13 protein-coding genes and 1 tRNA gene are annotated in these 12,709 nt (G+C 70.8%); 8 read left to right on the forward strand and 6 right to left on the reverse strand.

Annotated features, from left to right (window positions below; all coding sequences use genetic code 11):
• Window positions 1-7: 7 nt before the first annotated feature.
• Entirely contained in the window at window positions 8-472 is a 465-nt protein-coding gene (locus ELQ40_RS05610) for a VanZ family protein (protein WP_127792803.1), read from the reverse strand.
• Between the two features lie 75 nt (window positions 473-547).
• Here ELQ40_RS05610 and ELQ40_RS05615 point away from each other — a divergent pair, with 75 nt between their 5' ends.
• A complete protein-coding gene (locus ELQ40_RS05615; protein ID WP_127792804.1) occupies window positions 548-1,849 on the forward strand; it encodes a UDP-glucose/GDP-mannose dehydrogenase family protein in 1,302 nt (433 codons plus the stop codon).
• Window positions 1,850-1,962: 113 nt separating this feature from the next.
• On the opposite strand, the gene ELQ40_RS05620 is transcribed toward ELQ40_RS05615, so the two are convergent.
• From ELQ40_RS05620 to ELQ40_RS05630, 3 genes are all read right to left on the reverse strand, one after another.
• A tRNA-Pro gene (locus ELQ40_RS05620) sits at window positions 1,963-2,039 on the reverse strand.
• Window positions 2,040-2,117: 78 nt separating this feature from the next.
• Window positions 2,118-3,080, reverse strand: a complete 963-nt coding sequence (locus ELQ40_RS05625) for a metallophosphoesterase (protein WP_127792805.1) — start codon at window positions 3,078-3,080, stop codon at window positions 2,118-2,120.
• Between the two features lie 11 nt (window positions 3,081-3,091).
• Window positions 3,092-5,770 (reverse strand): transglycosylase domain-containing protein, encoded by a 2,679-nt coding sequence (locus tag ELQ40_RS05630; protein ID WP_164863486.1) that lies wholly within the window; start codon window positions 5,768-5,770, stop codon window positions 3,092-3,094.
• Window positions 5,771-5,952: 182 nt separating this feature from the next.
• Between ELQ40_RS05630 and ELQ40_RS05635 the strand changes: the two genes are divergently transcribed.
• Window positions 5,953-6,180 (forward strand): hypothetical protein, encoded by a 228-nt coding sequence (locus ELQ40_RS05635; RefSeq protein WP_127792807.1) that lies wholly within the window; start codon window positions 5,953-5,955, stop codon window positions 6,178-6,180.
• Window positions 6,180-6,647 (forward strand): RidA family protein, encoded by a 468-nt coding sequence (locus ELQ40_RS05640; RefSeq protein WP_164863487.1) that lies wholly within the window; start codon window positions 6,180-6,182, stop codon window positions 6,645-6,647. Before ELQ40_RS05635 ends, ELQ40_RS05640 begins: the two co-directional genes overlap by 1 nt.
• A gap of 82 nt (window positions 6,648-6,729) precedes the next feature.
• Here the strand turns inward: ELQ40_RS05640 and acs are convergent, their stop codons facing one another.
• On the reverse strand, window positions 6,730-8,685 hold the full coding sequence (acs, locus tag ELQ40_RS05645; protein ID WP_127792808.1) for an acetate--CoA ligase: 1,956 nt from the start codon (window positions 8,683-8,685) through the stop codon (window positions 6,730-6,732).
• 540 nt (window positions 8,686-9,225) lie between these two features.
• On the opposite strand from acs, the gene ELQ40_RS05650 reads away from it, so the two are divergent.
• From ELQ40_RS05650 to ELQ40_RS05670, 5 genes are all read left to right on the forward strand, one after another.
• Window positions 9,226-10,368 (forward strand): TadA family conjugal transfer-associated ATPase, encoded by a 1,143-nt coding sequence (locus ELQ40_RS05650; RefSeq protein ID WP_127792809.1) that lies wholly within the window; start codon window positions 9,226-9,228, stop codon window positions 10,366-10,368.
• Window positions 10,365-11,438 (forward strand): type II secretion system F family protein, encoded by a 1,074-nt coding sequence (locus tag ELQ40_RS05655; protein ID WP_127792810.1) that lies wholly within the window; start codon window positions 10,365-10,367, stop codon window positions 11,436-11,438. The genes ELQ40_RS05650 and ELQ40_RS05655 overlap by 4 nt, the downstream gene beginning before the upstream one ends.
• Before the next feature lie 61 nt (window positions 11,439-11,499).
• On the forward strand, window positions 11,500-11,730 hold the full coding sequence (locus tag ELQ40_RS05660; RefSeq protein ID WP_127792811.1) for a DUF4244 domain-containing protein: 231 nt from the start codon (window positions 11,500-11,502) through the stop codon (window positions 11,728-11,730).
• Entirely contained in the window at window positions 11,711-12,055 is a 345-nt protein-coding gene (locus ELQ40_RS05665; RefSeq protein WP_127792812.1) for a TadE family type IV pilus minor pilin, read from the forward strand. The genes ELQ40_RS05660 and ELQ40_RS05665 overlap by 20 nt, the downstream gene beginning before the upstream one ends.
• Complete coding sequence (locus tag ELQ40_RS05670; RefSeq protein WP_127792813.1) at window positions 12,052-12,393, forward strand: Rv3654c family TadE-like protein; 342 nt, start codon at window positions 12,052-12,054, stop codon at window positions 12,391-12,393. The genes ELQ40_RS05665 and ELQ40_RS05670 overlap by 4 nt, the downstream gene beginning before the upstream one ends.
• Before the next feature lie 72 nt (window positions 12,394-12,465).
• On the opposite strand, the gene ELQ40_RS05675 is transcribed toward ELQ40_RS05670, so the two are convergent.
• The gene (locus tag ELQ40_RS05675) at window positions 12,466-12,702 is read right to left on the reverse strand and encodes a hypothetical protein (protein WP_127792814.1); all 237 of its coding nucleotides are present in this window, start codon (window positions 12,700-12,702) and stop codon (window positions 12,466-12,468) included.
• Window positions 12,703-12,709: the final 7 nt, after the last annotated feature.

Here is a 12,709-nt window from a genome sequence, read left to right on the forward strand (position 1 = left end):
GCACAGGTTAGGAGTTCCGGGTGACGTCCGTGTCACGAACGCGTGACCGGTCGCGATCGGAACTCGCCGACCGACGCTCGCGAACGGCGCCGATCCACCGCGCCGCCAGCGCGCCGAGCGCCGTGCCGAGGGTGTTCGCCACGACATCCGACAGCGTCGAGTACCGCCCGGGGATCGCGAGCTGCACGGCCTCGATCACGCACGTCGACACGAGGCCGATCAGCACGATCGCCCAGAACGGCAGGTGCCACCCCGCGAGCGAGAGCAGGAGCCCGAGCGGGACGAACAGCACGATGTTCGCGGTGAACTCGACGAATGCGTACGCCGCGTCGAACGGCACCCCGAGCGACGACAGCATGTCTGCCGCCCAAACGAGTGCCCCGCCGACCGGCTGCACGTCGCTTCCGGGCATGAACACGAAGAGCCCCAGCACGACCAGGTACGGGACGAGGAGCAACCGCGCGGGAACCATCCGCACAGGTTAGTCCGCGATTCCGCTGCCGGCTGGAAGACTGGCTTCGGCCAATAGACCACATGAAGGGACCACATGCGCATCTCAGTCATCGGTTGCGGCTATCTCGGTGCAGTGCACGCTTCCGCGATGGCCGAGCTCGGCCACGACGTCATCGGCATCGATGTCGACGCACGCAAGATCGCCCAGCTCGCCGAGGCGCATCCCCCGTTCCACGAGCCGGGACTCCCCGAGATCCTGGCCAGCGCGACCGCGAGCGGGCGATTGCGATTCAGCACCGACATCGCGGATGCCGCGGACGCCGAAGTGCACTTCATCGCGGTCGGCACGCCCCAGCAGCCGGGCCGCCCCACCGCCGACCTCAGCTACGTCGACGCGTCGTTCGAGGGGCTGCTGCCGCACCTCGCGGACGGCGCGCTGGTCGTCGGCAAGTCGACGGTGCCCGTCGGCACCGCACAGCGCCTGGCCGAACGCCTCGCTTCGGCGGCGCCGCACGCGAGCCTCGCCTGGAACCCCGAGTTCCTCCGCGAGGGATTCGCGGTCAAGGACACCCTCGAGCCCGACCGCCTCGTGTACGGCGTCGCCGACGCCGAAGCGGCCGACCTGCTCGACCGCGTCTACCAGGCCGCGATCGATGCGGGCACGCCCCGCATCGTGACGGACTACGCGACCGCTGAACTCGTCAAGGTCGCCGCGAACGCCTTCCTCGCGACCAAGATCAGCTTCATCAACGCCATGAGCGAGATCGCCGACGCGACGGGCGCGGACGTCACCGCCCTCGCCGACGCGATCGGACACGACGCGAGGATCGGCCGCCGCTTCCTGAACGCGGGCGTCGGATTCGGCGGCGGATGCCTCCCCAAGGACATCCGCGCGTTCGCCGCCCGTGCCGACGAGCTCGGCGTCGGGCAGTCGATCTCGTTCCTCGAGCAGGTCGACCAGATCAACCTGCGCCAGCGGCAGCGCGTCGTGCACCTCGCCGAGGATGCACTCGGCGGATCGGTCTACGAGCGGCGGATCGCCGTGCTCGGCGTGGCGTTCAAGCCCGATTCCGACGACGTCCGCGACTCTCCCGCGCTCGACGTCGCGGTCAGCCTGAAGGGGCTCGGAGCCGACGTGGTCGCCACCGATCCCGCCGGCATCGAGAACGCGCGGTCGCGGCATCCGCAACTGACCTACTCGGCCTCGGTCGAGGACGCCCTGCGCGGGGCCGACCTCGTCGTACTGGTCACGGAATGGCGAGAGTACCGCGACCTCGACCCCGAAGCGGTCGGCGGCCTCGTCGCTGCGCGGCGCATCATCGACGGGCGGAACGTGCTCGACCCGGGGCAATGGCGGGCGGCGGGCTGGGAGTACCGGGGGATGGGCCGGCCCTGAGCCGGCTCGCCGGCCCGCTCGGGTCGGCGTCTGGATCCCCGCGCACCGCGCCGGAGACGACGAAAGCCCCTCCCGAAGGAGGGGCTTTCGTCGTCGATGCCTGAGACATCATCTGGTCGGGGTGACAGGATTTGAACCTGCGACCTCTTCGTCCCGAACGAAGCGCGCTACCAAGCTGCGCCACACCCCGGTGGCCCGAGGGCCTCCACAAGGATAGCCCATATTCCAGGCCGTCCCGACCACTCCTGGAAGCCCGGGAACGCCCGACTCACGCCGCGGCGGTGAGGGTCACCAGCGTGGCTTCGGGCGGGCACGCGAACCGCACCGGCGCGTAGATCGAGGTGCCGAGGCCCGCCGAGACGTTGAGGAACGCGGAGCGAAGGCCGTGCCGCCAGACACTGAGTCCCTTCACCTGACGACGCGGGATGTCGCAGTTGGTGACCAGTGCACCGTATCCCGGCACGCAGACCTGGCCGCCATGGGTGTGTCCCGCGAAGATCACCTGGGCACCGTGGTTCACGAACGAGTCGAGCACACGCTGGTAAGGCGCGTGCGTCACGCCGATCGTCACCGTCGGTCGGGGCTTCGCCGGTGTGCCGCTGTCGGGCCAGGTCTCGTCGGCGAGCGGATCGTCGGCTCGGAGGTCATCGACGGCTCCCGCGATCAGGTCCAATCGGTCGAACCCCTTGTGCGGGTCGTCGACCCCGAAGAACTCGAGTCGGATGCCTCGGATCTCGAGCGCGGCCGCCGCGTTGTCGAGGTCGACCCAGCCGAGTTCGTCGAAGTAGGCGTGCAGCGCGTCGATGTCGAGGTGCTTCGACCGCGGGACATGCCCGGACGGTCCGGAGAAGTACAGGAACGGGTTCTTCACCACCGGCCCGAAGTAGTCGTTCGAGCCGTTGACGAACACGCCGGGCACGCCGGCGAAGCGCTCGAAGGCCTGCTTGATGCCGTCGAGGCCGCGTTCATGGCCGAGGTTGTCGCCGGTGTCGACGATGAGATCGGGCTGCAGGTCGGCCAGCGCGCGTACCCACTGCTGCTTGCCGCGTTGCCACGGAGCCATGTGGAGGTCGCTCAGGTGCAGGACCCGGATCGGCGAGGATCCTGGAGGGAGCACCGGGGCCTCGACGCGTCGGAGGGTCCATCGGGTGCGCTCCACGAGCGAGCCCCACGCGAACGCGGCCGCCCCCGCGGCGCCGATCGCGATCGCGATCTTCGCCACGGGGGACATGCTCCGACCGCTCAATCGTTCCCGCCGTTGCCGCCGTTCCCGTCGCCGTCTCCGTCTCCGTCGCCCGGCGAACCGGTGCTCGGAACGCCGAACTGCACGCTGACCGTCTCACCGCGCTTGCTCGCGGTGCCCGCTGCCGGGTTCTGCGCCGTGACCACGGCGTTCTGGCCGCCGCCGCCCGCGTTCATCTTCAGGCCGGCCTGGTCGAGCGCAGCCTTCGCCTGCTGTTGCGTCATGCCGGTCAGGTCGGGCACGGTCGTGCCCTGGCCGTTGCTGGTGAACACGCGGATCGTGGTGCCACGGCCCGCCTGCCCCGACGGGTCGGTGCCGGAGACCTGGCCGGCGGGGAGGTTCGAGTCCTGCTGACCGCCGTCCTCGACGACGAAACCTGCGGCCTCGAGGGCCTGCTTCGCGGCGTCGAAGGCGAGCCCGGCGACCTGCGGGATGTCCACGAGCACCTGCTTGAAGGCCGAGGCATCCGGATCGGTGAAGTCGCCGCCGCCGAACTTCTCGTCGGCGAGTTCCATGATCGCCGGCCACATCCGGTGGCGCGCAGTCGCCGCCGAGCCACTGTCGAAGCTCACCTCGCGCATGCTCGTCCGATTGTCGCCACCGGTGACGTTCCCGACCCACACGGCAGTCGCCGCGGTCTTGCTCGAGCCGACCATCCACGTGTCGAACGCGTTGTCGGTCGTTCCGGTCTTGCCGATGTGCTCGATGCCGGTGCCGGTGTTCGACGCGCTCGCCGTGCCGCCGTTGAACGTCTGCTTCATCGCGTACTGCATCGCACGGGCGACCTCGGGGGTGACCGCCTGCGTGCACGTCGACTTCGGAGCCTCGATGGGGCTGCCGTCGATCTTCGTGATCGATTCGATCGCGATCGGCGTGCAGGCGAGCCCGTCGTTCGCGATGCCCGCGAACGAGACCGCCATCGATAGCGGCGAGACCTCTTCGGTGCCGAGCACTGCGGAGGGCTGGAACGTGGAGGCCGGGTCGGCCTGGAACGAGCCGTCGGCGTTGGTCAGCGCCACACCCTCGTCGTCGTACGCGATTCGCTGACCGAGTTCCAGGCCGTCGGCGCGGTAGATGCCGAACGCCTGTGCGGTGTTCTTCACGCCGCACAGCTGGAGCTGCTGCGCCATCGCCATGAACGAGGAGTTCACCGAGTACTTGGTCGCGTCCACCGAATTGTTCGCGGTGCGCGAGTCGTCATTGCGCGGGTTGAAGTTGCCTCGCCAGGTGCTGCCGTCGCAGAGCCCCGGGAAGGAGGTGAACGCGCGTCGCGCGCCGTTGAACGACTCCAACAGGGAGTGCCCCTCGTTGAGCCATTCGCCCAGCGTGAACACCTTGAAGGTCGAACCGGGTTGGAACCCGCTCGACCCGCCGTACGCGAAGTCGGTGCTGTAGTTGACCGCCGAGTACGCCCGGTCGGCAGCCAGCACTTCCTGGTCCTGCGAGTAATTCTTGTTCTGCGTCATCGCGAGGATCTTGCCCGTGCCGGGTTGCACGGTGACCGCCGAGGAGCCGACGTCGAACCGGTCGTCGACCCACGGCACGTTCTCGAGCATGGTGCCCTGAGCGCGGTCCTGCAGGTCCATGTCGAGCGTGGTGTGCACCTGCAGGCCGCCCTCCTGCAGCAGCTTCAGGCCCTCGTCGACGTCGGTGGTCGCCGGGTCGTCGTAGTGGTTCAGGATGACGTTCTTCACGTAGTCGCAGAAGTACGCGTAGCTGCCGGCCGTTTGGCACCCGGTGCTCGGCTCCTGGATGTTCGGTGCGACCGGAGTCGCGATGGCGGCGTCGTAGTCCGCCTGGGTGATCTTGCCGTACTTCAGCATCTCGCCGAGGATGTAGTCGCGCCGGTCCTTGTTGGCCGCGTACGGCGTCGGAACGCCTTCCTCGTCGACGGAGGCCACACCGTTCTCAGGATCGTCGGGCTGGTCGAGGCGGAACTTCTCCGGGTGGTTCACGATCGCGATCAGGCTCGCGGCCTCCGCGGGGGAGACATCCGCTGCCGACTTCGCGAAGTAGTACTGCGCCGCCGATTCGATGCCGTACACGCGACCGCCGAAGTGCGCGATGTTCAGGTACCCCTTGAGGATCTCGTTCTTGTCGTACTTCTTCTCGAGGGCGATCGCGAGCTTCATCTCCTTGAGCTTGCGCGTGATGCCCGCGTTGCCGGAGGACTCGGTCGCGGCCTCGTATGCGGCGTCCTGCTCCTCCTGCGTCTTCGCCTCGCGGATGCCGTTGTTGATGAGCACGTTCTTCACGTACTGCTGGGTGATCGACGAGCCGCCCTGCGTGTCGCCGCCGATGACGAACTCGTTCACCACCGCACGGGTGGTGCCCTGGATGTCGATGCCGCCGTGCTCGAAGAACCGCGGGTCCTCACCGGCGACCGCGGCGTCCTTCACGAACTGGCTGATGCGGTCGAGCGGGACCTCTTCGCGGTTCTCGCTGAAGAACGACGCGAGCAGCCGCTGCGACCCATCGGGGGCGGTCGCGTAGATGTCGGTCTTCTCGGAGAGCTCGTTGATGTCGAGGTAGTCGGGGATGTTCTCGAACAGGTTGATGCCGCTGCTGGCGGCCATGCCGGTCACGGCGATCGCGGGGGTGACGGTCGCGGTGACGAGGATGCCGGTGAGCGCGCTCAGGCCGAGGAAGGCGAGCAGGCCGGAGGCAACACCGCTCACGGATCGATTCTGGGCAGACATATAGTGGAGCCTAACGGAGAAGGCTGGGGAATCCCGCTTAGCGGCCTGTGTGCCGGAGATCCGCGCGGACACGCCGATCTCGGCAGATCCGATCCGGATCCGATCCGGATTCCCACCGCGTTTCCGCCGCTCAGTTTCGACCGCTCAGACGAGGAGCCAGCATGCCGGCCTGGGAGTACATCACCACCCCCCTGCTCATCCACAACACCGCCGCGATCCTGAACAACTGGGGTTCGGAGGGTTGGGAGCTCGTGCAGGTCGTGCAGGGGCCAGAGGGCGGCCTCGTCGCCTACCTGAAGCGCCCGGTCGGCGGCGAGGAGTCGCAGGCGGCGAACGCCGGCGCCGCGGCGGCCGCGCAGGCCGCGAAGCAGTTCGAGGGCGACGCCTGATGTCGTTCGAGGCGCGCCTCGCCGAGCTCGGCATCGAACTCCCGGGAGTCGCGGCGCCCGTCGCCGCATACATCCCGACCGTCGCGACCGGGTCGCTCGTCTACACGTCGGGCCAGCTCCCGTTCGTCGCCGGGGCGCTGCCCGCGACCGGCAAGGTCGGCGACGGCCACGGGCTGGTGCCCGCGGCCGACGCGAAGGACTACGCCCGCACCGCCGTGCTGAACGCGCTCGCCGCCGTGCAGGCGGAGCTCGGCTCGCTCGACCGGGTCGTGCGCATCGTGAAGCTCGTCGGGTTCGTGGCATCCGACCCGTCGTTCACCGGCCAGCCCGGCGTGGTCAACGGCGCATCCGAGCTGCTCGGCGAGGTCTTCGGCGACGCCGGTCGCCATGCGCGCTCGGCCGTCGGCGTCGCGGTGCTGCCGCTCGACGCTCCCGTCGAGATCGAGCTGGTCGTCGAGTTCGCGTAGCCGATTCCACGAACACGGATGCCGCGGCGGGAAGCGTTCCCGCCGCGGCATCCGTCGTTCCGAGCCGGTCGTCCCGGACCGGTCAGCGCACCTGCTCGGTGATCGCGGTCATGACCGAGGTGTCGGCGAGCGTCGTGGTGTCGCCGACCTGGCGACCCTCGGCGAGGTCGCGCAGCAGGCGCCGCATGATCTTGCCCGACCGCGTCTTCGGCAGTTCGTTCACGATGAACACCTGACGCGGGCGCGCGATCGCGCCGATCTGCGCGGCGACGTGGCGACGCAGTTCGTCGGCGGCCTCGGCGACGTCGGTCACGCGCTCGGCCTGGCTCGACTTGAGGATCACGAACGCGACCACGGCCTGACCCGTCGTCTCGTCGGATGCCCCGACGACGGCGGCCTCCGCCGTCCACGGGTGGGCGACGAGCGACGACTCGATCTCGGCGGTCGACAGGCGGTGGCCCGACACGTTCATGACGTCGTCGACACGGCCGAGCAGCCAGATGTCGCCGTCCTCGTCGCGGCGGGCGCCGTCGCCGGCGAAGTACTTGTCGCCGAACTTCTCCCAGTAGGTCTCCTTGAACCGCTCCGGGTCGCCCCAGATGCCGCGCAGCATCGACGGCCACGGTTCGGTGATGACCAGCAGGCCACCGCCCTCGCCCTCGACGTGCTCGCCGTCGTCGGTGAGGATGTCGACCGTGATGCCGGGCACGGGCACCTGGGCGCTGCCGGGCTTGAGGTCGGTCACGCCGGGCAGGGCCGAGATCATGATCGCCCCGGTCTCGGTCTGCCACCACGTGTCGACCACGGGGATCGAGCCGCCGCCGATGACATGCCGGTACCAGATCCACGCCTCGGGGTTGATCGGCTCGCCGACCGAGCCGAGCAGGCGCAGGCTCCGCAGGTTGAAGCTCTGCGGGATCTGGCGGCCCAGCTTCATGAACGAGCGGATCGCGGTCGGCGCGGTGTAGAGGATCGACACCGCGTACTTCTCGACGATCTCCCACCAGCGGCCGGGGTGCGGCGTGTCGGGCGTGCCCTCGTAGAGCACCTGGGTCGCGCCGTTCGCGAGCGGGCCGTACACGACGTACGAGTGCCCGGTGATCCAGCCGACGTCGGCCGTGCACCAGTACACGTCGGTCTCGGCGTGCAGGTCGAAGACGTTCTTGTGCGTGAACGCCGCCTGCGTGAGGTAACCGCCCGAGGTGTGCAGGATGCCCTTGGGCTTTCCCGTGGTGCCCGAGGTGTAGAGGATGAACAGCGGGTTCTCGGCGTCGAACGCCTCGGCCTCGTGCTCGGGGGAGGCCTGCGCGACGGTGTCGTGCCACCACAGGTCGCGGTCGTCGTTCCAGTCGACCTCGTTGTCGCCGCGCTTGACGACGAGCACGTTGCGGACGGTGCCGCCCTCGGCCTTCGCGAGCGCGTCGTCGACGACGGGCTTCAGCGGGAACACCTTGCCCTTGCGGTAGCCGCCGTCGGCCGTGATGACGAGGGATGCCTCGGCGTCGTCGATGCGGGAGGCCAGGCTGTCGGCGCTGAACCCGCCGAAGACGACCGAGTGGATGGCGCCGATGCGGGCGACCGCGAGCATCGCGACGACGGCCTCGGGGATCATCGGCAGGTAGATGGCGACACGGTCGCCGCGCCCGATTCCGAGTTCGGTCAGGGTGTTCGCTGCGCGCTTGACCTCTTCGGTCAGTTCGGCGTAGGTGATCGAGCGGCTGTCGCCCGGCTCGCCCTCCCAGTGGATGGCGACCCGGTCGCCGTTGCCCGCCTCCACGTGACGGTCGAGGCAGTTGACGGCGACGTTGAGTTCACCGTCTCCGAACCAGCGCGCGAACGGCGGGTTCGACCAGTCGAGGGTCTCGGTGAACGGCTTCGCCCAGGTGAGCAGCGAGCGCGACTGCTCCGCCCAGAATGCGAGGCGGTCCTCGGATGCCGCGGCGTAGAGGCCTGCGTCACCGACGGCTTGGGCGGCGAACTCGGGGCTGGGCCGGAAGCGCCTGATCTCCTCGAGGGCGTGATCGATCTGCACGGTCATGGTTCTCCGTCGCTCCTTCGCGATTGGTGGTTCCGTTGGGTTTCGCCTGCCCCACTGGAACTGTAGCGCCCGACCTCGGCGGAACCGATTCGGGGCCGGGTCGACCGGCTGCGACGTCGGCTCGTCCCGCGTCGGGCTCGATTGCGCCGGAGATGTCCTACACCTGTCGATCGCCGTGGCGAGATCACGCTCTCTCCGTGTGATTTCGGGCGTCGCCCACGCCGAATCTGTGTACTTTCACCGAGGAAACTGTGTGTCCACACAAATGAGGACAAAAAGTACTTGCACATGCATTCGGAACCCGTACACTGAGTACCGCCCGGACATCGTCCGAGGCCTGCAATGCGATGTGATTCCCCCCAATCCGCGCATTGCCGAGGCGGCACCTGTTCCCCCCAATGGGTGCCGCCCCCTTCTTTTAACGGACTCGGTTCGCCGAGTCGACGAGCAGTCCTCCTCCACAACGGCGTGGGGGAGGACTTCGCTGTTCCCGGCCCGCTTCGGCCCGATTCGGCGCCACCGCGTTCGTAGATTCGCGGCATGACGATCCCCTTCGTGGCCCGACCCTCCTGGGAGGACCTGCCCGCCGTCGAGGAGGCATCCCCGTGGGCCGATGCCCGCGCCCGCCCGACCTCGGCCGAGCCGCACGGGCATCTCGCGGAGGCTCCGTCCGCCGTCGCCGAGGATCGATCGGTCGGCATCGCCGGCTTCGCGGCCAAGGTCGTGGCCGACGACGTCGGTGACGGCGGTGTCGCCTCGGCGGGCCTGGACCTGCTGGGGCCTCTGGCGGGGTACGCCGCCGCCGGACCGGTCACCGACCTCTTCGTCAACGGCGACCGCGGCCTCTGGATCGATCGGGGCGCGGGGCCGGTCCGCGAACCCGCATGGGTCGCCGACGAGGCGGAGGTCAGAGCGCTCGCGGTCAAGCTCATCGCACGCGGGGGCCGACACGTCGACGAGTCGAGCCCTGCGGTGGATGTCCGGCTCGGGAGGGGCATCCGCGTGCACGTCGTGCTCCCGCCGGTCTCGGCGGCCGGCACCCTCATCTCGGTGCGCGTCCCCAGAGCCGGAGGATTCAGCCTCGCCGCGCTGGGCCGCGCGGGCATGCTGCGACCGGACGAGGAACGGATGCTCCGCGACGCGGTCGCCGCCCGGCGCAACCTCCTCGTGACGGGCGCGGGCGGAACCGGGAAGACCACGTTGCTGGCGGCACTCCTCGCCGAAGCCGCGCAGCACGAACGCCTGGTCGTGATCGAGGACGTCGCGGAACTGCAGGTGCCGCATCCGCACGCGATCACCCTCGAGGCGCGGCAACCCAACCTCGAGGGCGCCGGACGGATCGGCCTCGACGCGCTGCTGCGCGAGGCGCTTCGGATGCGGCCCGACCGGCTCGTGGTGGGCGAGTGCCGCGGCGCCGAACTCCGGGAACTCCTCGCGGCGCTGAACACCGGTCACGACGGCGGCGCGGGCACCCTGCACGCGAACTCGCTCGAAGACGTGCCCGCGCGCCTCGAGGCGCTCGGCGCGATCGCGGCCATGACCGCCGAAGCGGTGGCCCGGCAGACGGTGAGCGCGTTCGACCTGGTGGTCCACCTCGAACGCGGCTCGGGCGGACGTCGCGTCGGCGGCATCGGCGCGTTCCGGCTGGACGAGCGCGGTCGGCTCGCCGTGGAGCGACGATGAGCGGCGAGCCGGACGTGAGCGCAGCGTCGCGGGTGCGCCGCACGTCGCGCGCGGGCGGCCGGTCGCGTGAGGCGGCGGGCGTCGACCGCGTCGCCGGCATCGCAGAGCGCGTCGCGGTGCTCATGGGCGCGGGCGTGCCCGCGACCGCGGCATGGCGGAATCTCGCTGCGGCCGATCCCGCCGACCGCGTGCTGGCGGCGGCAGCCTCCGCGGCATCGGAGGGCGACCCCGTCGCGCCTGCGATCGACGCGGCCGTGCGGGCGGCGAGCGCGGATGCGGCCCGACCCGGCCTGCGCGCACTGCTGCGGAGCCGGCTGCCTGCCGGCCGCAGGTCGCTCCCGGAAGGTCTCGGTGCGGCCGAGGCATCCGGCTGGCAGGCCGTCGCGGCGGCGTGGTCGGTGGCCTCGGCGACGGGGGCGCCGCTCGCGATCGCGCTCAACGACCTCGCCGGGGCCCTGCGCGACGAGGCGCAGCTCCGGCGCGAGGTGCAGGCCGCGCTCGCCGGGCCGCTGGCCAGCGCCCGGCTGGTCACCGCCCTGCCGATCGTCGCGGTCGGGTTCGGCGTGCTCCTCGGCTTCGACAGCGTCGGCGTGCTCGTCGCGGGTCCGGTCGGCTGGACGCTCCTCGCCGCGGGCGGCGCCCTGCTCTGGGCCGGGGCGAGATGGAATCGGGCGCTCGTCGCCCGTGCGGATCCGGCGGGAGCCGCGCCCGGGATCGCGCTCGACCTCCTCGCCATCGCCATGTCGAGTGGCGCGTCAGTCGAGGCGTCGTCGCGTGCGACCGACGTTGCGCTCCGCACGCACCTGCCCGGTGCGGACCGTGCGGCCAGGGACATCGCCGCGGTCGTCGAGGTCGCCGCGACCGCCGGCGCTCCGGTGGCCGACCTGCTGCGCGCCGAGGCGCACCGTCGCCGGCGAGCGGCGCGAGCGGCCGGAGCGACCCGCACCGCAGCGCTCGGCGTGCGACTCATGCTGCCGCTCGGCGCATGCATCCTCCCCGCGTTCGTGCTCCTGGGCGTCGCGCCCCTCATGATCTCGGTCGTCACCGGCACGCTCGGCGGTGCCCGGTGACGGCCGCCCCGTCTCGTGCCGGGACCGGGCCGCATCGCGGCCACCGACGAAAGGAACCCCCATGTCCATCCGAACCCATGCCGGCACCGGCCGCGGCCGCGACCGCGTGCGGCGTCGCGCCCGCTCACTGCTGCGGCGCCTCGCCGGCGAACGCGGCGCAGCCACCGCCGAGTACGCCGTCGCCACCATGGCCGCGGTCGGCTTCGCCGGGCTGCTGGTCGTCATCCTCCGCGGTGACGAGGTGCGCGGCATCCTCACCGACCTGGTCAGGAATGCGCTCACGGTGGGCTGACGAGCGCGGGAGCGCGACCGCGGAACTCGCGGTCGCGCTGCCCGCCGTGGCCCTCGTGCTCGCACTGTGCCTCGGTGCCGTGCAGGTCGTCGCGACCCAGGTGCGCCTGACCGACGCTGCCGCCGACGCCGCGCGGGCGCTCGGTCGCGGGGAGGCGCCGGGCACGGCGATCGCGATCGCGGGCCGTGTCGCCGGCGTGCCCGTCGCGCTCAGCACGGTGGACGAGCCCCCGCTCGTCTGCGTGACGCTCAGGTCGGCCGCGAGCGGCGTGCTCGGCCTGCTCGGCCTGCGGGCCGAGTCGTGCGCCGTCGGGGGCGGAGGATGATCGGCGACGAGCGCGGCGCAGGATCGGTGCTCGCGCTGGCGATCGTCGCGGCCGTCGTGCTGCTCACCGCGTCGCTGGTGCCCGTGCTCGCCGTCCACGTCGAGTCGCAGCGCGCAGCGAACGCCGCGGACGCCGCAGCCCTGGCCGCGGCGGATGCGATGTCCGGGGCCGTCCCTGGCGAGCCGTGCGAACTCGCTGCGCTCGTCGCACGGCGCAACGGCGCCGTGCTCACCGCGTGCGGCGACGGCGGTTCCGGTTCGACGGCCGTCGTCGACGTCGAGATCGGCGTGCTCGGCCTCGTGGTCACGGCGCGGGCGCGCGCGGGACCACCGGGGTGACGTGCGCCGCCGAGGATCCGTCGGTCGCGACCGCATGCAGACGCCCGCGGCGCGACGCGCCGCGGGTGCCGCTCAGTCGAAGACGGTCTCGATGAAGCGGTACTCGACGGCCGACGGGCGCTCGTCGTCCTCCGCGGAGAACTCGAGGCCCCCGCCGCGGGAGTAGACGTAGTGCTTGCCGCCGTCGCCTCGGAGTTCGAGACGGGGCTGCGGGTCGCCGGAATCGGCGAAGGCGGTCGCGACGGTCTTGCCCTCGAGCGGGCCGTCGATCAGCTTGGCGGTGTACGAACCCGCGAGTGACGTGTCCATGTCCGCC

Source organism: Agromyces sp. LHK192 (assembly GCF_004006235.1).
Lineage (GTDB): Bacteria > Actinomycetota > Actinomycetes > Actinomycetales > Microbacteriaceae > Agromyces.